At 37.6% G+C, this 17,935-nt stretch carries 16 protein-coding genes and 1 tRNA gene; 13 read left to right on the forward strand and 4 right to left on the reverse strand.

Going from position 1 to position 17,935, the window contains the following annotated elements:
* The first annotated feature begins 360 nt into the window (after positions 1-360).
* The 6 genes from OVA16_RS13085 to OVA16_RS13110 all read left to right on the forward strand — a co-directional run bounded on the left by OVA16_RS13085 (position 361) and on the right by OVA16_RS13110 (position 5,915).
* The gene (locus tag OVA16_RS13085) at positions 361-795 is read left to right on the forward strand and encodes a DUF2147 domain-containing protein (protein ID WP_267760071.1); all 435 of its coding nucleotides are present in this window, start codon (positions 361-363) and stop codon (positions 793-795) included.
* Complete coding sequence (locus OVA16_RS13090) at positions 795-1,817, forward strand: WD40/YVTN/BNR-like repeat-containing protein (RefSeq protein WP_267760073.1); 1,023 nt, start codon at positions 795-797, stop codon at positions 1,815-1,817. The genes OVA16_RS13085 and OVA16_RS13090 overlap by 1 nt, the downstream gene beginning before the upstream one ends.
* A 399-nt stretch (positions 1,818-2,216) precedes the next feature.
* Positions 2,217-2,594, forward strand: coding sequence for a response regulator transcription factor (locus tag OVA16_RS13095; protein WP_267760075.1), 378 nt, complete (start codon positions 2,217-2,219; stop codon positions 2,592-2,594).
* Positions 2,595-2,608: 14 nt separating this feature from the next.
* The gene (locus tag OVA16_RS13100) at positions 2,609-3,751 is read left to right on the forward strand and encodes a HEAT repeat domain-containing protein (RefSeq protein ID WP_267760077.1); all 1,143 of its coding nucleotides are present in this window, start codon (positions 2,609-2,611) and stop codon (positions 3,749-3,751) included.
* A 2-nt stretch (positions 3,752-3,753) separates the two neighbouring features.
* Positions 3,754-5,205 (forward strand): glycosyltransferase family 2 protein, encoded by a 1,452-nt coding sequence (locus OVA16_RS13105; protein WP_267760079.1) that lies wholly within the window; start codon positions 3,754-3,756, stop codon positions 5,203-5,205.
* A complete protein-coding gene (locus tag OVA16_RS13110; RefSeq protein ID WP_267760081.1) occupies positions 5,205-5,915 on the forward strand; it encodes a hypothetical protein in 711 nt (236 codons plus the stop codon). Before OVA16_RS13105 ends, OVA16_RS13110 begins: the two co-directional genes overlap by 1 nt.
* A gap of 58 nt (positions 5,916-5,973) precedes the next feature.
* Here OVA16_RS13110 and OVA16_RS13115 read toward each other — a convergent pair whose 3' ends face one another.
* The 3 genes from OVA16_RS13115 to OVA16_RS13125 are packed head-to-tail and all read right to left on the reverse strand — an operon-like array spanning position 5,974 to position 8,387.
* Positions 5,974-7,143: a hypothetical protein gene (locus OVA16_RS13115; protein ID WP_267760083.1), complete on the reverse strand. Its 1,170-nt coding sequence runs from the start codon at positions 7,141-7,143 to the stop codon at positions 5,974-5,976.
* Positions 7,144-7,146: 3 nt separating this feature from the next.
* Positions 7,147-7,926, reverse strand: a complete 780-nt coding sequence (locus OVA16_RS13120; protein ID WP_267760085.1) for a YaiO family outer membrane beta-barrel protein — start codon at positions 7,924-7,926, stop codon at positions 7,147-7,149.
* 35 nt (positions 7,927-7,961) lie between these two features.
* Entirely contained in the window at positions 7,962-8,387 is a 426-nt protein-coding gene (locus OVA16_RS13125; RefSeq protein WP_267760087.1) for a tetratricopeptide repeat protein, read from the reverse strand.
* A 231-nt stretch (positions 8,388-8,618) separates the two neighbouring features.
* Between OVA16_RS13125 and OVA16_RS13130 the strand changes: the two genes are divergently transcribed.
* Positions 8,619-9,293 (forward strand): response regulator transcription factor, encoded by a 675-nt coding sequence (locus OVA16_RS13130; protein ID WP_267760089.1) that lies wholly within the window; start codon positions 8,619-8,621, stop codon positions 9,291-9,293.
* On the opposite strand, the gene OVA16_RS13135 is transcribed toward OVA16_RS13130, so the two are convergent.
* The gene (locus OVA16_RS13135) at positions 9,290-10,417 is read right to left on the reverse strand and encodes a serine hydrolase domain-containing protein (protein ID WP_267760091.1); all 1,128 of its coding nucleotides are present in this window, start codon (positions 10,415-10,417) and stop codon (positions 9,290-9,292) included. The two genes, OVA16_RS13130 and OVA16_RS13135, sit on opposite strands and share 4 nt — an antisense overlap.
* 363 nt (positions 10,418-10,780) lie before the next feature.
* Between OVA16_RS13135 and OVA16_RS13140 the strand changes: the two genes are divergently transcribed.
* From OVA16_RS13140 to OVA16_RS13165, 6 genes are all read left to right on the forward strand, one after another.
* Positions 10,781-12,454 carry a glycoside hydrolase family 28 protein gene (locus OVA16_RS13140; protein ID WP_267760094.1) on the forward strand — a complete coding sequence of 558 codons (1,674 nt, stop codon included), beginning with the start codon at positions 10,781-10,783 and terminating at the stop codon, positions 12,452-12,454.
* Positions 12,455-12,457: 3 nt separating this feature from the next.
* The gene (locus tag OVA16_RS13145) at positions 12,458-14,392 is read left to right on the forward strand and encodes a glycoside hydrolase family 88/105 protein (RefSeq protein ID WP_267760096.1); all 1,935 of its coding nucleotides are present in this window, start codon (positions 12,458-12,460) and stop codon (positions 14,390-14,392) included.
* Positions 14,393-14,515: 123 nt separating this feature from the next.
* Positions 14,516-15,547: a pectate lyase gene (gene pelA, locus OVA16_RS13150; protein ID WP_267760098.1), complete on the forward strand. Its 1,032-nt coding sequence runs from the start codon at positions 14,516-14,518 to the stop codon at positions 15,545-15,547.
* Between the two features lie 231 nt (positions 15,548-15,778).
* Positions 15,779-15,851, forward strand: a tRNA-Lys gene (locus tag OVA16_RS13155).
* A 505-nt stretch (positions 15,852-16,356) separates the two neighbouring features.
* On the forward strand, positions 16,357-17,064 hold the full coding sequence (locus tag OVA16_RS13160) for a hypothetical protein (protein ID WP_267760101.1): 708 nt from the start codon (positions 16,357-16,359) through the stop codon (positions 17,062-17,064).
* Positions 17,012-17,935: a Mu transposase domain-containing protein gene (locus OVA16_RS13165; protein ID WP_267760103.1), complete on the forward strand. Its 924-nt coding sequence runs from the start codon at positions 17,012-17,014 to the stop codon at positions 17,933-17,935. The genes OVA16_RS13160 and OVA16_RS13165 overlap by 53 nt, the downstream gene beginning before the upstream one ends.

Here is a 17,935-nt window from a genome sequence, read left to right on the forward strand (position 1 = left end):
TGTACTTTAAGTAGCATTTTTTGTGTGTAGTGCTCAATAGTTTACGCTTCTGATAAATCTATAGCTTAAGCCATTTTAGTTTTCTACACACTTGATGCAAATTCTCATGGTATGAATTCGTAAATGCATTTAATTTAACACTGCGTTGTAATAAGTATTATTTTGCTAAAAATACAAAATGAAAAAATATTTCCTAAGCCGCTCTAGTCAAGTATTGGTTTTACCTTGTGATTTTAAAATCAATTAATTTGTTGAACCGCTTTTTGTTTTAAACTTTTGGAGAAGGCAAGTAGTGGATGTTTTTTATTTTAGATTTTTCTATCTTTAAATTCTTAACTTTAAAAGATTAAAACGTTAATTATGTTAAGAAAATCATCATTATTTATCTTATTAGTTGCAATTTCTTTTTCGGCTTTTGCCCAAAGCAAAGACGACATTTTAGGTAAGTGGCTTAACCCAACGGGCGAAGGACAGATAGAAATATATAAGCGTGGCGATAAGTTTTTTGGCAAGCTGGCTTGGATAAAAGAACCTAACGATCAAAATGGTAAGCCTAAAACAGACGAAAAAAATCCTACGGAGAGCCTTAGAAATAAACCTGTTTTGGGATTAGAAATTCTTAAGAACTTCATTTTTGACGATGGTAAATGGATAGATGGAACTATCTACGATCCCAAATCGGGCAAAACATACAGTTGTAAATTAACTTTAAAAAGCAATAACCTGCTAAGCGTTAGGGGATTTATTAGTGTGTCTTTAATTGGTAGAACCGAAGTGTTTAAGCGGGTAAAATAATGCGTTTATTTGCTAAATTAGCTGTTTTTTTAACATTATTTCCTTTTTTGGGCATTGCGCAAACGCTAGTTTTTGTACCCTTAGTTACCGATGCCAAAACCAGTATGCGTGGCCTCGCGGTGGTTAACCAAGATGTAATTTGGGTAAGTGGAAGTAATGGCTATGTAGGTAAATCTGTAAATGGCGGTAAAACTTGGGAGTGGCTACAGCCCAAAGGTTACGAAACTTTAGATTTTAGAGATATACAAGCTTTTGATGCTGATAAAGCAATTATTATAAACGCTGGTTCGCCAGCGTATGTGTTAACTACTTTAGATGGCGGTAAAACCTGGCGAGAAAATTATAAAAATACAGATACCGCTATTTTTTTAGATGGAATGGATTTTTGGGATCCACAAAATGGAATAATTTTCGGCGACCCAATTAACGGTAAAATGCAGCTTTTACGTACAACAGATGGCGGTTCTACTTGGCAAAATATATCGCATCAGCTAACCTTGCCAATGCAAAAAGGCGAAGCTGGTTTCGCCGCCAGCGGTACTACCATTAAAACGTATGGTAAAGGTAAAGTTTGGGTGGCTACGGGTGGCGTAGTTTCAAATATTTATCAATCCCATGATTATGGTAATACTTGGCAAGTTTATGCTTGTCCAATTATACAAGGCGAAGCCAGTACAGGAACGTTTTCTATCGATTTTTTTGATACAAAAAAAGGAGTTGCCGTAGGAGGCAATTACCTAAAAGACAAAGATAATAGCAACAATGTATTGTATACCACAAATGGTGGCAAAAGCTGGCGTAAACCAAGTGTTCCAGTTTCGGGTTATCGGTCTGGGGTTGCCTACATTACTAAGAATATTTGTTTGGCTACAGGCACATCGGGTACAGATATTTCTACAGATGGCGGTAAAACGTGGAGAAACATCTCTGCGTTAAGTTTTAATGCCGTAAAAGCTTTAGGTAATGGTGCAATACTGGTTGGCGGCAAAGGACAAGTTTATAAAGCAAATATCTTGCCATAAAAATTTTCCTCATTTTGTAGAAAAAAATGCGCTAATCTTTAAAGTTAAGTTTTAGTTGTGCTGTTTGTTAAACGTATTTTGTTTATTTCAAAACAAGAAATTTTGGCCATTTTTTTTAACACAATCTAAAATATGCAGTTTTTTAGATATTTCTGGTAATTGCATAAAATTGTAAAACTACGCATCTAAGTTTTTGTTTTTAAGTGGTTTATTATGTTTTTAGTCAACTTTGTTTGTGCTGATCGCTTTGCCTAAGCTCTCAAATTATCGTTTTTTGGCGTAACTTAGCACCTCCTAGTTAATTAAATTGTCATCAAATTTTTTTACTATTAAGATTTATTTGGAGTATTCGTTTAAGTGGTAAGGTTATTGCGAAGATATCGAGTAGAAAGGATAGATATGTCGAAAATATTGATAGCTGAAGACGAAGTATTAATGCTGAAAGCATTGGAATTTAAGTTGAAAAAAGAAGGGTATGAGGTTGACGTAGCTTCTGACGGTAGGCAGGCAATGGAAAAAGCAAAGGCAAATACATACGATTTAGTACTTACTGATATTATGATGCCCTTTGTAGGAGGAATGGAAATTCTTAGTTATATAAAAGGCGATCAGATTAAAAAACATACACCTGTATTGTTGATTTCTGCGGTAGGTTTAGAGCATATTGTTTTAGAGGGTTTTAGCTTAGGTGCTGATGATTTTATCTATAAACCATTTAATTTGAATGAGCTATCGGTAAGAATTAAGCGTTATATCAAGCAGAATGTTTTTCATTGAGTTAATGCTGAAACATGAGCATTTTCGATACTTTATTTAATTACGTAGGCCAAATTTATACAGACCGATTACCCTATTTTCCTGCGAACATTAGGGTGTCGTTGTTGATTATCCTTTTCTGTGTTATTGCGACCATAGAGTTGTACTTCTACATGATGTTTAGTAGAGCGGTTATGTCTGCAAAAAATAAGCGTATGAAGTATTGGGACGATTACATTAGCATGTTACTAGCTAATATGATTGTTTTTGATGAAACCGACAAGCCAGATGAAATTGTTGCGCACTTTTATCCTAAACTGAGTAAAATGCCATTACACAGTAGGTTGGTTAACAGTATATTGGTTGAAAAAATTCTAACATACCATAAAAATTTTACGGGTAAAACGGCAGAAGTTCTGTCGTCTCTGTATCTAAAGCTTAACCTTGATAAAAAGACTAAAAGGAAAATCAAAAATAGAAATTGGGAAACTAAAATAGAGGGCATAAGAGAAGCTAATGAAATGGATTTGGTAGAGATGGCTGATCTAATTGTTGAGTATACGGATGATGAAAATGCGCTATTACGTATGGAAGCTCAGGCGGCCTACATCAAGCTTTCTCAATCAGATCCTTTCCATTTTTTAGATAGGGCACAAGAACGCATTTTAGACTGGCATCAGGTGGTGCTGTTCGAAATCATTACCAAACATAAAAAACTCACTATTCCATCTTTTTCTAAGTGGCTCCATTCTTCTAACGATACAGTAGTAATGCTTTGCCTGAAACTGGTAGATCATTTTATGCAGTTTGATGCTGCAAAAGAAGTAGTTACGTTGCTTAAACATCAAAACCCAAAAATTGTAAGAAAAGCGGTAGAAATTATAGGCAAATTGGAGCTAGAAGATGCAGAGCGTTTTATGTTCGAAATCTACTTTAATCATGATGATGAAATTAAACTGGAAATTTTAAACGCCTTAGGTAAAATTGCCTCCGGAAACTACTCGGAGTTTCTTTCGTCTAGAATTTATTCTACCGATGTAAAGATTAAAAAAGAAGCCCTATACGCCATAAAGATAGATCCCGACCGCGGCGAAGAAAAATTGCGAGCAATTTACCTACAAACCGGGCAAGAAAACCAAGCGCTGATTAAGCACGTACTAGACCATCGAATTAGGTAGAGATGAGAGAGTTTTTAACAGATTTCGAAACTATTTTTAACAATGCCATATTCTATTATGCTGTAGTGGTTATGGGTTCTTATGTGCTTTTTACTCTCTTATCAGCCATAGAGATGAATAGCTACATGAAAAAGAATAGCTATGTAAACTACCGCGAAATTCTGGTGTCGCCGCTAGCTCCGTCGGTATCTATTTTAGCACCTGCCTTTAACGAAGAAGCCACCATTATAGAAAATATAAGGTCGCTATTATCGCTACATTATGGTAATTACGAGGTTGTTATTATTAATGATGGAAGCACCGACCAAACCTTTCAGCGTATGTTTGATTATTACCAGTTAGAAAAGGTAGATTTTGCGGTGAATTATCAGATAACCTGTAACGAAATTAAAGGCGTTTATAAATCTAAGCTGCCATCATTCTCTAAATTAACCATTGTAGATAAAGTTAACGGTGGTAAATCTGATGCTTTAAACGCTGGCATTAACGTTTCGGGTAAAGATTTGCTGTTGTGCATAGATGTAGATTGTATTGTACAAGAAGATGCCATTTTGAAGCTGGCAAAGCCTTATTTGGAAGAAAAGTATCAAGTAATTGCAACTGGTGGGGTGGTGCGTATAGCCAATTCTTGTAAGGTAGAAGACGGCAAACTGGTAGAAGTAAATATGCCTCGTAATTTGTGGCCTCGTTTTCAGGTGCTAGAGTATATTCGGGCTTTTTTAATGGGGCGTATGGCTTGGAGCCGACTGAATGGTTTGCTGATTATTTCTGGTGCAATGGGCTTGTTTGATAAGAACATCGTAATTAAAGTTGGAGGCTACGACAATACCACCGTTGGCGAAGATATGGAGCTGGTGGTAAGGATGAGAAAGTACATGTACGAACAAGATCAACGGTTTAAGGTGGTGTACATTCCAGACCCTTTGTGTTGGACCGAAGCCCCTACGGATTTGCAGATTTTAGGTAGGCAACGCAACAGGTGGACTAGAGGTACTATAGAAACCCTTTGGACACATAAAGATTTGTTTTTTAACCCCAGATACGGCGTTTTAGGAATGCTAAGTTATCCTTATTGGCTGTTTTTTGAATGGTTGGCACCTATTGTAGAGGCTTTTGGTATTTGTGTTTTTATTTTACTGGCGCTAATGGAGAATATCAATTGGGAATTTTCTTTGATATTATTGGCTATGGTTTATTGTTTTTCTGTGTTGTTAAGCACCGTGGCTATTTTCTTCGAAGAAATGTCTTACCAACAATATACCAAGGGTAAAGATTTAGTGAAACTTTTATTAGCAGCCTTTTTAGAGCCTATTTTATATCATCCGCTTACTTTAATTTGGGCCATACAAGGTAATATCCACAAATTTAGAGGCAAGAATAATTGGGGTGCAATGACACGAAAAGGCTTTAAAAATACCGAAACCTTAAACCATACAGCAAACAGAACAACCTAATGGAGAATACTTTATTTGAAGCACCAGAATATCCTATTTTAGCCAAGTTTAAAGCCTGCATCATTTTGTTTGTAAAGCAGGCCGTTGTATTGCTATTAATGCTGTTGCTTATCCGTATTGCAGAAATAGGCTACTATTATTTTTCGCAGCAGCTGCATGGCAATTCAACCTCCTTAATTGCCGATGGTATTTTTTCTAGCTTCATTTATTTCTTAAAATCTTTACCAATTTTGTTAATCCCTTATGTTGTAATTTTCTTTTCAAATATTGGAAACCTAGCGCTTAAAATTCTCAATTACATCTTATTTGCGCTTTACCTTTTAGTAGAGTTGCTCTTGGCTAAATATTTTTTCGAAATTAAAAAGTTAATGGGCGAAATCCTGCCTATCAATGAGGATATTGCTATAACAAAATGGTTTTCGTTAAATTATTACTGGCTGAGTGGTGTAATTTTGGTTTTGGTACTGTTTTGGTTTTTACTTAAAACGGCACGGAAGCTCATTTTTATAGAAACAGTATCAGCATTTTTGGTGCTTGCAGCTGGGTTGTTGATGTTGTTTTTTGGTGTTTCTGCACTACCAGAAGAAGAGAAAAGTGTTTTATTTCGAATTAAAGTTCCCAAATCTGCCTATCTCTTAGAAAAAACTTACGCCTTTTATTTTGAGGAAGAACCCGAAGTGGATATTTACAAAGAGAACTATATTGATTAATTGTATTTTGATTTTTATGTTTGGTTTGGCATTAAATCAAGTGAAATGTTGGGTTTTTTTAATGTTTGTGAGACTTTAGTTCTTCTCTATACCTTTCTAAAATGTTTTCAATCATAGGTTTATAAAATTCCCAGAAAAAACTGATCCTCTCGGCAGCAACATCGTCATTGTAAAAAAGATTTCTAAAGTAACTGATGCCTTTAAAGTAAGAGCCTCCCTGCGAAATGGGATTATCTGCATAATCGCCACAGAAATAGAAAAACTTATAATCTTTTTCGTAGTGCGCTATAATTGCTGGAAATTGAGGAGGTATATTATTGTTTGCTAATATTTCTAGCCCTTTTTTATTGGTTTTGATGTCGTAAAACGATACTATTTTATTGGTCCTAGAAGTTTGTACCACATCAAACCAAAATGGATATTTAATACGCTTTGGAATTTGATAGGTTTGCCGTTCTTTTTTGGCCGTTACAATTAGCGGAATTTCAGAAACCAAGTGCGTTACATATTCTAGTATCACAATTTTATCTTCTTTGTTTACCAATGCAATTCCCGATTTTTTAAATGGCCATTGGTTATGGTTTTGCAATTTATATTTATCAATTAGCCACCTGGGTATTTCTCTGTTTTGCGTGGTGTCAAAAGAATCGAAGTATTTCCCAACCCATCCGGTCCATTTTATTTTAAAAGTTTGCTCAAAATCTTTCGCTACATTTTCGGGGGTAGGCGTAGCAAAAGTGTTAAACTCGGTAATTATAAGCTTCTTTTTTGCTTTCATTTTTTTAAGGAAAAGCATATCTTGAGCAGATAGGCCGCCATACAAAAGTCTTTGCCTTTCTATGATGTTTTTCTCTAGGTACCATTCTTTAGAGTACACCCCGTACGTATCGGTAAAGTAGGCCATTTCTGCATTTTGGCTTAATCTTTCTAAGCCTTTTTCAGAAAATCTCTCCAAGCCTTTTAAATCAAATTTTCGGTTTTTATTGGGGAAAAAACCAAAATAATCTTTCTTAAGCTCATACAGATCTGTAGATGTTTTGCCATACTTGTTATTTCTTAAAATCCAGTTTAACGAAGCATGCTCTTGTCCGCTGGTAAACAATATCGTTTTGTCTACAATGGCAATGGTTAACTTTTTTTTAGGCCAAACTAGCCAAGTAAGAAACATCCAAATGGGTGCGCCAATAATAAGATAAAACAGCAATTTGCTAATAGGTATCTTCTTCATTACTTAAAAGCGTTTGTTTAGCGTAAAGTTTATACCTATTTGGTTGCCCCAAGTATTCGACGCAAATTGTTCGTAGTACCAAAGCACATTTGTAGCTAAAGAAGTGTTGGTAAAAATATCTCTTGCGTAACTTAAACCCAGTTTGTAAGATTTGTAATTTAGTGCTTGGTTAATATTACGTACGCGGTCATCAGGAGAAATTCCAGTTCCAATTTGAACGCCGGCAAAATTAAAACGATCGGAAAAATAGTATCTAGCGCTTAACGTAACCGAGTTAGCCGGCACCTTAGCGCTTACCGAAATGTAAGATTGTAAGTTAAAATGCCAATTTTTAACATATTTGCCAAGTCCTATTACCGCCAAAGTAACCTGTATCGAATCAAAGTTCAAATATCTAAAGCCAGTTTCTGCATCAAAATTTTTAGGAAAAACATAATATAAAGATGCACCTGTTCTAAATTTCGGAAATATGGCAGCGTTTGAATATCCGAAGCCCACGTAGGCATTTATTTTTTTTGAGATGATTGGGTAGGCTTCAATTTCTCCCTGTAAACCCTCTTTTTTAAATCTATTGCTGTAAATTAATCTCCCTGTAAGAGGTCCAAAACTGGTTTTTCTGGTATAATCTAAGGTGGTGTAATGCCAAGGGTCATCAAAACGCTTATCGAAATAAACATATTCGTAGCCTAAACTGACGATATTGGTAGTATATTCTTTTCTTAAAAGACGGTAATAGTTTTTTACGGAATCTTGTTGCGGATTAGCTTTGAGGTAGTTTTTCAACAACGCCAATGCTTGCCTTTGCTCGTTTAAGGCGCTTAGTGCTTTTGTTTTTTTACCAATAACTCTGCGGAGTTAGGCGTATAAAGCAAGCCTTGTTTGGCATGGTCTAAAGCTCTACCAAAGTTTTGGTTCCAATATTCTACATCAAAAATGGCCGAATACGCTTCTTCAATTTGTTTGCCTTTGGCAATTACTTGATTAAATTGCAACCTAGCGCTATCTAAATTTCCGTTCCAAGTATAAACTCTGCCTAATAATAGGCGTACATCTGCGTAATTTAGGTCTTTTTCTAAGGCTAGCTTTAATAGTTCAATTGTTTTAGGGTAATTGCTTTTGTCTTTAGGTAGTTCTCTAGCTTTATTATAAAGCTCATCGGCTGTTAAATTGCTTTTATCTTGTGCAAAAATATAGTTGGCGAATAGTAGTAGTAAACAAAAATTGAATGAGATCAATCTAATCATTTTCATAAGTTAGGCTAGTCAATTTGCATACCAACAAATATAATTGCAATATTTATTTTTAAATGGCTGTAATTGTAGTGAATAGCTATATTCTTTAAAGCTCTGCTTATAAAGTAAAAACTTCAATAAAAGAAACTGGGTAAATTGCAGGGAAAAAAATCTACAGTTTGCGTCTATGAACTTCAAAATTTTATATTTTTATAAGCTTATGTTTAGTTGTTTTAGTAATTGATGATGGAGTTTTTAGCAAATTTAAAATTAGAAGAAAAGTTAAAAGCCCTTAGTGCTTATGCTGATGATTTTCCAATTCCAATTATTGTGCACCATGTGCCAGATTTTAGCGTGGTTTACATGAATAAAATTGGATTAGATATTTTAGGGGTAAACCTAGCCGAGTTGCAAACCATAGATCCGAAAGAATATGTGGCACGTTATTTTAATACGGAAGATGATGCTGAAACTTCCCCAAAAATTCATGATCGGGTAACTGACAGCGCTTCGCAACCGTCTTCTTATTTTCAGCAAGTAAAATCTAAAACTGGCGAATGGCGTTTGTACGCCAGCAATACTTCGGTTTTTTTAACGGACGAAGATGGAAATGCCACCCATGTGATTACTACCGCTAGTCCTTTAGATCCAGAACACCACATTACCATTAAAATAAATAGGTTAATGGACGATATACGGTTTTTACGTAATAATGCGATGGTGTTTGCTAAATTATCTGTCCGAGAAATAGAAATTTTAAAACTTATGGCTTTAGGTTTGAGTTCTATCGAAATTGCCGAGCAACTTTTTATTGCCCTATCAACAGTAGATACCCATAGGCGAAATATTAGGCAAAAACTAGCGCTTAAAAACAATTATGATGCGGTAAAATTTGCCCAGGCCTTTAATTTGGTTTAGTTTTTAATTAAGTTTTCGTAAAGTATACCTAAGGTTTCTCTGGTAATTGCTCTAAAACCTTTTTCCATTTTTCCGTTTGCCCCGTTGGTAATCATTACAAAACCAAATTTCTTTTTCGGATCAAAAAACATAGCACTGTACAAACCGTAAGCCGAGCCGGTATGACCTACCAACTGAACGCCATCAATCATATTGTTCGTATTCAACAAAGCTAATCCATAGCCTTCTTCGTCGCTAAGTGCGGTTTGCATTTGTTTAGCACTTTTTTTGGAGATGATTTTTGTACTTCCCGATTTTCCATAGTTCATGTGCATCATCATGTATTTGGCTAAATCTACGGCTGATATTTTCATTCCGCCAGTTGGCGATAAGATAGGAGTGCTATGGCCTAATTGGTACTTGCTTAGCTCTTCACGACGTGGGGCATAAGCTGCTTCCGCTAATTTGAAGCTTTTATTTTCGTATTCGTACAATGGTACAAAGCGCTCATGGTCTAAAGAATCAACACAATAACCACCGTAAAGGTTCAATGGCGAAAGAATGTGTTGTTTAACATAATTATCATAACGTTTTCCAGTAATGCGTTCTATTACTGCACCAACCATATTAAAGTTAAGGTTGCAATATAAATAGCTGATGCCAGGCGCTTTGTCTGTATAGCACTTAGCCCAATTTTCGTTTTTAGCGGGATTAATTACATCTAAATTAAAATAGCCTTGACTATCATTAATGCTAGATGTGTGAGACAACACCATTCTCAACGTAATAACCGTTTCGGGATATTTCGGGTTTCTAATCTTAAAACCTACTAAGTCGCTAAAATCATCATCTAAAGACAGTTTTTTTGCTTCTGCCAATTGCATTATCGAAGTTGCTGCAAAAGATTTAGAGATAGAAGCAATCCTAAAAATATCAGTATTTGTTAACTTCGTATTGTTTTCGATGCTCTTATGCCCAAAAGAATGGTTGTAAATCAATTGGTTGTTTTTTACTACCGCTACGGCTAATCCCACCACTTCCATCTTTTTCATCAAGTCGGTAATTTGGGCTTCTGTTTTTTCAAATTGGGCAAAACAGTTGATAAAAATAGATAGGAAAATTAATGTAAGTATTAGCTTTTTCATTAAATAATGCGTTTGGGTTGAGTAAAAAATGTGGTTAAGCTAAGATACTATTATTTAGTTTAAGAAACATCTCTAAAAAGGAAGAGAGCAGATAACCATGATAGAATGCATGGTCTTTAAGTTTTTAAAATATTCGGCGTTATTCCTGTAACTTATTGTTTACAACCATTAATTTGGGAACGATTGCACAGTTATTTTCGGCTGTTTAGTTCGTTTACTGCCTTAAACTCTGTAGACTTGTTAGAGGATAGTGCTGCGGGTTATGCGTTTTGAGTTGCGGGTTCGAAGGAATTTTAAAAGTGCTCGTAATACATCACAGTTAACTTACAGCTTAAACAACCATTTATAAATACACACATGAACATGAAGAAAATTATTGCTTCAATACTAGCACTCGCTATTGCTTTACCAATGATTTCGAGGGCGCAAAAAGAGGCTAAAAAAGCTTATTCTTTTAGCAACCTGCCAGTAGTAGCTCAAACATCTTTTAAAAAGGATACTTTTAATATTATAAACTACGGCGCTAAAAGCGATGGCATAACCTTAATTACCAAAAGTATTAACGATGCCATTGTTGCCTGCAATAAAAAAGGCGGTGGCGTGGTGTTGGTACCAAAAGGCTTGTGGATTACCGGACCTGTTGAGCTAAAAAGTAACGTGAACTTGCATTTGCAGGCTAATGCTATTTTGCAGTTTACCAGAGATTTTAGTCAATATCCATTAGTAAAAAGCAATTGGGAAGGCTTGCCGCAAATGCGCAACCAATCGCCGTTATGGGCCGTTAACCAAACCAATATTGCGATTACAGGTTTGGGCATTGTAGATGGTGGCGGCGATGCTTGGCGAATGGTAAAAAAGAGCAAACTAACCGAAAGCCAGTGGAAAAACCTAGTAGCTTCGGGCGGGGTGTTAAGCGATGATCAAAAAACTTGGTATCCTTCGGCAGCAAGCTTGGCGGGTTCTAAAATTAAGGGAAATCCTGGTGAGGTAAGGGCAGATAAAACTGCTGATTATTACAACGGTATCAAAGACTTTTTCCGCCCCAATTTGTTGGTGTTTACCTCTTGTAAAAAAGTGTTGCTAGAAGGAGTTACTTTTCAAAATTCGGCAGCTTGGAACCTTCATCCATTAATGTGTGAAGATGTAACCATTAGAAATGTGTACGCAAAAAACCCTTGGTACGCTCAAAATGGCGATGGTTTAGATATCGAATCTTGTAAAAATGTATTGGTAGAAAATAGCACTTTTGATGTAGGCGATGATGGTATCTGTATTAAATCTGGTCGCGATGCTTGGGGCCGTAAACGTGCTATGCCAACAGAAAATGTGATCATTAGAAATAGTACGGTTTACCATGCGCATGGTGGTTTTGTAATAGGCAGCGAAATGAGTGGCGGCGCTAAAAATATCTTCGTTTCTGATTGTACTTTTATTGGTACCGATATTGGCTTGCGTTTTAAAACTACTAGAGGTAGGGGTGGTGTAGTAGAAAATATCCATATTAAAGATATCAGCATGATGGATATCCCGGGAGAAGCTATTTTGTTTGATATGTATTATGCTGCGGTAGATCCAATTGCGTTGGTAGGCGATAAACGCGATGCACCTAAAGTAGAGTTGTTGCCAGTAACTGAAGAAACACCAGTGTTTAAAGATTTCTTTATCGATAATGTGGTTTGTGATGGTGCAGAAAAAGCAATTTTTGTTCGTGGTTTGCCAGAAATGAGCATCGCGAATATCAATTTAACCAACATCAACATTAAATCTAAAAAAGGAATTGATATTCAGGAAGGTAAAAACATCAACCTAAATAACGTGAAGTTGACTATCGAACATGGCAATCCGTTAATCAATATCCAAAATGGTAATCAGGTGAACTTGAAAAATATCACTTATAACAGCGCAGATTTGTTATTCAAAATTAGTGGCGATAGAAATAGTAATATCAAAACCTCAGGTTTAGACGTTTCAAAAGCACAAAAGCAAGCAGAATTTTTAGCAGGAGCACAAGAAAAATCATTACAAATCAATAAATAGCACATGAACAAGATTTTTAAATATAGTGTCGTAACATTTTCTGCGGCCGTATTATCGTTTAATGCTAAGGCTCAAGAGCAGCCACTTTCTAAGCAAATGGCCGCTACAGTAATGGAGATCTGGAAAGATTCTTTAAATCTAGATCCAGCTAATCCAAAGCGTGTAAAATGGGCTTACGATCAGGGTGTGATTTTAGAAGGAATTGATGGTTTGTGGAAGCGCACTGGCGATGGCGAATATTTCAAGTATATGCAAAAAAGCATGGATTTCTTTGTTACCAAAGATGGAGATATCCAGCGCTATAAACAAAGCGATTACAATATCGATAATGTAAAAAATGGTCGTTCTTTATTGACTTTGTACAAAGTAACTGGCCAAAAAAAATATTTTAAAGCGGCAACCATCTTATGGGATCAGCTAAAAGAACATCCGCGAACCAAAGAAGGTGGTTTTTGGCACAAGAAAATTTATCCATGGCAAATGTGGCTAGATGGCTTGTACATGGGACAACCATTTTATGCAGAATATGCCGCTTTAATTAAGGATAATAAAGCTTTTGATGATATTGCCAACCAATTTGTTTGGATGGAGAAAAACTCGAGAGATGCCAAAACGGGTTTGTTGTACCACGGATGGGACGAATCTAAAACAGAAGCTTGGGCTGATAAAACCACCGGTAAATCTCCAAATTTTTGGGGTAGGGCAATGGGCTGGTACGGCATGGCCATGGTAGATGTATTGGAGAATTTTCCAGAAAATCATCCTCGTAAAAAAGAAATTGTGGCCATTTTAAATCGCTTTGCGGCTGCGGTGCAAAAAGTGCAAGATCCCAAAACAGGGTTATGGTACGATGTATTAGATAAGCCAACGGGCAAAGGCAATTATTTAGAAGCTTCGGCATCGAGCATGTTTGTGTATACTTTGGCTAAAGCCGTTAGAAATGGCTGGTTGCCAAATTCGTATTTCGCAGTAGCAGATAAAGCGTACAAGGGTATGCAAAAGGAGTTTGTACAACAAGATGGCCCAGGTAAAATTAGCTTAAAAGGCACAGTTGCCGTGTCTGGCTTGGGCGGTAAACCTTACCGAGATGGTAGTTACGAATATTACATTAGCGAAAGGGTAATTACTAACGATCCGAAAGGTGTAGGGGCGTTTTTGTTGGCGTTAAACGAAATGGAAATCGCAGCAATGCCCAAACCAGGCAAAGGTAAAACTGTGGTGTTAGATTCTTACTTTAACAACGAAGTGAAGAAAGATCAAAGTGGTAATGATTTATCTTGGCACTACAAATGGGACGAAAGATCAAACGGTGGTTTTTCTTTTTGGGGAGATCAGTTCCAAAATTCGGGATTTAAAACCAGCACTTTATATCAGGCGCCAACTGTGGCCAACCTGAAAAATGCTTCGGTTTATATCATTGTAGATCCAGATTTTGAGAAAGAAAACCCTAATCCGAAATTTGTTTCTAGTGCAGATGTAAAGCAAATAACTACTTGGGTAAGGGCGGGAGGTGTGTTGGTACTTATGGCTAATGATGCGCCAAACGCCGAGCTAAGCAATTTCAATAAGTTAGCCAATGTTTTTGGTGTGCATTTTAAAGGCGATAGCAAAGGAACAGTTCCTGTAGCTGCCAACTTTGAAACTGCAAAAGTATTTGTGCCTGCTGGTAACCAGATTTTTAAGCCAAAAGATTTATTCATTAAGGAGTATAGCAGCTTAAAGCTGTCTGGTGCTGCAAAACCTATCTTAAAAGATAAAGATGGAGATGATGTGATGTCGGTAACCAAATTTGGCAAAGGAAGCGTTTTTGTAATTGGAGATCCTTGGTTGTACAACGAATATGTTGATGGCAGGAAGCTTCCAGCTAATTATAAAAACTACGAAGCCGGGCAAGAACTCGTGAACTGGTTGGCAAAACAAACGTTAGTTAAGAAATAAAATCCTATTGTCGGCATTGCGGGGTACGAAGCAATCTTGCTAATTGGTTGGATATAATCGCTTTAAGATTGCTTCGTACCTCGCAATGACGGTTTAAATGTCGAGGCAAAAATCAAATTCAATATGAAAAATCTCATTATCATATTTATTGCTTGTATTGGCTTAAGTAGTTGCGCTACGGCTCAAAATGTTGCTAAATCTGAAATAAAAACTGATAGCATCTCAGAAAAAATGCTAGTGTATCAGTTAAGCAACGGGGCTTGGCCTAAGCAGCTACATGATAAGAGCGTGGTGAAATACGAGCTTCCATTAACAGACGAACTGCGTGAGAAAATAAAGGCAACGTCGTATATGCATGCAACTATCGACAATGCCGCTACTTCTAGAGAGATCAATGCGCTGGTTTTGGCTTATAAAAATACAGGCAACCCATCTTATCTTAAAGCAGCAGAAAAAGGGATTGATTATTTATTGAAAGCCCAGTATGCTAATGGGGGCTGGCCGCAGTATTATCCAGATAAGAGTAGTTATAGAGCAGAAATTACGTATAACGATAATGCAATGATTAACGCATTAACCATTATGTTAAATATAGCTTACCAAACAAATGGTTTTGATGCAGTAGATGCCAAGTATATTTCAAAAGCAGAAGATGCGGTAAAACGCGGCGTAGATTGTATTTTAAAGACACAGGTAGCTCAAAATGGGAAGCCAACTATTTGGGCGGCACAATACGATCAAAATACGCTTGTGCCAGCTAAAGCAAGGGCTTTTGAACCGGCTTCGTTAAGCACTGGCGAATCGGTTGGCGTAGTGAGGTTTTTAATGAAGCTTAAAAATCCATCAGAAGAAGTTAAAACCGCCATTGCTAATGCCGTAGTTTGGTTTGAGGGAACAAAGATTGTGGGCTTTAAATACGATAAAATTGCAGAAAAGGATAAAGGTTTAGTTACAGCTCCAGACGCAATAAGTTGGGCTCGTTTCTATGATTTGAAAACCAATAAGCCAATATTTGGCGATAGGGATGGTTCTATAAAAGATAGGATAGAAGACGTAAGCCAAGAACGCAGGTATGGTTATGCTTGGTACGGTACATTTGCCCAAAATCTATTGGCTAAAGAGTACCCAAAATGGCTAAAGGCAAATGGAAAATAAAGCATTTTATTGTTATTAGCGTGCTTGTAAGAATGTTTTGTTGTTTGAAAATATGCCTTTTCTTTAGTTTTACATGAAACCTATGCCACTGAAATTATTTTTGTAAACCTTTTAAGTGTATATAAATTAGGTGTTTAGGTAAATTTTATAAATAAAACCTTTCTTTTTATAAGAAAAAGTTTGAATGATAGAATGAAATTTCTATATTTGCACCTCCTTAAAACAAAGGAAGATTCCGTAGCTCAGCTGGTAGAGCATTACACTTTTAATGTAGTGGTCCTGGGTTCGAATCCCAGCGGGATCACAAAAGATGAAAAAAGCGTCCAATATTGGACGCTTTTTTTGTTTATAATCGTTTTTGCAGCCTTTTTACAAAAAAGTGATCTAAAATAATATAAGGTAATTCAACTATAATGGTGCCCTTTTCAGGACCCCTAATTATTTTATAAATTGGGGTTCCAGATTTCTAGACTTTTGATTTGATTTAGGATTTCAGTAGAAAATCGGATGTAAGATCCGAAAGAAATTTATTAACAAAAAAGAGTGTGGTATGAAAAGTAATCAAAAACTATTTCTTTTGTTTTGGCTGAAAAAAACCAGGACTAGGAAGAAAGATGGTAAGGCACCTATTTGGATAAAACACACCAAAGTGACCCCCGTTCGCCATATGAAAATGGCCCCCTCTGCCAGAGCAAAGTGATCCCCTTCCGCCAAACGAAAGTGATCCCCCTTCGCCAGGCCAAGTTGACCCCCTGAAAAGACCAAAAAGCACCAGTATTGATCGGTTTCGTCAGACGGGGTTTTTGTTTATGTTTTTCTACGAACAAAAACCCTCGATTACGATGTCCAACACACCGATCAAAATGAATAAACTACGACAGATTATCCGTCTTTACTGCCAGGGAACCGGCACAAAGACCATCAACGGTATGGTAGGCACTTCACGTACCACCATCAAAAAGTATTTGCGCATATGGCATGAACTGGGTATCACCCACGAAGAATTCAATTCCAGGAGCGATAATGAACTTGCTGTTCTTTTTAATACAAAAACTGCCAAAACGATCAATAGTCCCCGTATGCAGGAATTGGAACTTCTATTGCCAGAGCACTGTAAAAGGCTAAAAAAGAAAGGTGTAACCCGTGAGTCTCTTCATCTGGAATACATCCTTAAACACCCCCAGGGCTACGGACGGTCCCGTTTCAACAATGCTATCCATACCTATCTCCAGCTTTCCAGGCCAGTCATGCACATTGACCATAAAGCCGGCGATAAGATCTATATCGACTTTGCAGGAAGCAAACTGCAACTTCATCCAGCCTCAGGTCCGGAGCGTGATGCGGAGGTATTTGTAGCGATCTTGGGCTGCAGCCAGCTTACGTATGTGGAGGCGGTAGAAAGCCAGCGCAAAGAAGACCTGATCAAGGCCTGTGAGAACGCGTTGCACTATTTTGGGGGTGTGCTTGGGGGCCATTGTCCCCGACAATCTGCGTTCTGCGGTAACCAGGGGGAGTAAGTACGAAGCCGTGCTCAATGATGAGTTTGCGGCATTTGCCGAGCATTATGCCGTTACCGTGGTTCCTGCCAGGGTCTATAAGCCCCGTGACAAGTCTTTAGTGGAAGGGGCCGTTAAACTGATCTACAGAAGCATCTACCAACGTCTGGAAGGCCGCAAGTTCAGTGACCTGGAATCACTTAACGCCGCCATAAGGTCCGCACTGGAGATCCACAACAACAAACCTTTTTCAGGGCGGAGCTATTCACGCAGGGAACAGTTCGAAGAGGTTGAACGCGAAGCGTTGGGACCGCTCAACCCGATCCGTTACGAAGTGCACAAACAGGTCATGGTAACGGTGATGAAGAACGGTTATGTGCGTTTAGGCGAAGATATCCACTATTATAGCGTGCCCTACACCTATATCGGCAAGAAAGTAAAAGTGCTTTATACCTCTACCATGGTCCAGATCTATTACCACTACACGCAGGTTGCTGCCCATAAACGCACCCGGGCCAAATATCATTACACCACCGGTAAAGAGCACCTGGCCTCACAGCACCGCTTTTTGACCGAATGGACACCTGAAAAGTTTATGCAGGAAGCCGAGCAGATCCATGAGGATGTGGCCAGATACATCTCTCAGGTCCTGGAACGTAAAGCCTATCCCGAGCAGGCCTACAAATCATGTTCCGGTATACTGAGCTTCACCAGGCGTGTCGGCCCGGAGCGTCTGGCCAATGCCTGCCGCTGGGCCGATAATCTTGGCCAGTACAACTATCCGATCATTGAGGAGATCCTGAGAAAACGGCTGGACCAGCTTACCCCTGAGGATGAGCCGGCCAGCATTCCGGCCCATAACAACATCAGGGGCAAAGAATATTATCAGTAA

Origin of the sequence: Pedobacter sp. SL55, from assembly GCF_026625705.1 — a bacterium.
Taxonomy (GTDB): Bacteria; Bacteroidota; Bacteroidia; order Sphingobacteriales; family Sphingobacteriaceae; genus Pedobacter.

What these genes read in the sequence shown, in the direction of transcription:
- OVA16_RS13100 (WP_267760077.1), top strand. Translation starts at nt 2,609, where the DNA reads ATGAGCATTTTCGATACTTTATTTAATTACGTAGGCCAAATTTATACA.
- OVA16_RS13085 (WP_267760071.1), top strand. Translation starts at nt 361, where the DNA reads ATGTTAAGAAAATCATCATTATTTATCTTATTAGTTGCAATTTCTTTT.
- OVA16_RS13145 (WP_267760096.1), top strand. Translation starts at nt 12,458, where the DNA reads ATGAACAAGATTTTTAAATATAGTGTCGTAACATTTTCTGCGGCCGTA.
- OVA16_RS13135 (WP_267760091.1), bottom strand. Translation starts at nt 10,417, where the DNA reads ATGAAAAAGCTAATACTTACATTAATTTTCCTATCTATTTTTATCAAC.
- OVA16_RS13110 (WP_267760081.1), top strand. Translation starts at nt 5,205, where the DNA reads ATGGAGAATACTTTATTTGAAGCACCAGAATATCCTATTTTAGCCAAG.
- OVA16_RS13095 (WP_267760075.1), top strand. Translation starts at nt 2,217, where the DNA reads ATGTCGAAAATATTGATAGCTGAAGACGAAGTATTAATGCTGAAAGCA.
- OVA16_RS13125 (WP_267760087.1), bottom strand. Translation starts at nt 8,387, where the DNA reads ATGATTAGATTGATCTCATTCAATTTTTGTTTACTACTACTATTCGCC.
- pelA (WP_267760098.1), top strand. Translation starts at nt 14,516, where the DNA reads ATGAAAAATCTCATTATCATATTTATTGCTTGTATTGGCTTAAGTAGT.
- OVA16_RS13160 (WP_267760101.1), top strand. Translation starts at nt 16,357, where the DNA reads ATGTTTTTCTACGAACAAAAACCCTCGATTACGATGTCCAACACACCG.
- OVA16_RS13090 (WP_267760073.1), top strand. Translation starts at nt 795, where the DNA reads ATGCGTTTATTTGCTAAATTAGCTGTTTTTTTAACATTATTTCCTTTT.
- OVA16_RS13130 (WP_267760089.1), top strand. Translation starts at nt 8,619, where the DNA reads ATGATGGAGTTTTTAGCAAATTTAAAATTAGAAGAAAAGTTAAAAGCC.
- OVA16_RS13115 (WP_267760083.1), bottom strand. Translation starts at nt 7,143, where the DNA reads ATGAAGAAGATACCTATTAGCAAATTGCTGTTTTATCTTATTATTGGC.
- OVA16_RS13140 (WP_267760094.1), top strand. Translation starts at nt 10,781, where the DNA reads ATGAAGAAAATTATTGCTTCAATACTAGCACTCGCTATTGCTTTACCA.
- OVA16_RS13105 (WP_267760079.1), top strand. Translation starts at nt 3,754, where the DNA reads ATGAGAGAGTTTTTAACAGATTTCGAAACTATTTTTAACAATGCCATA.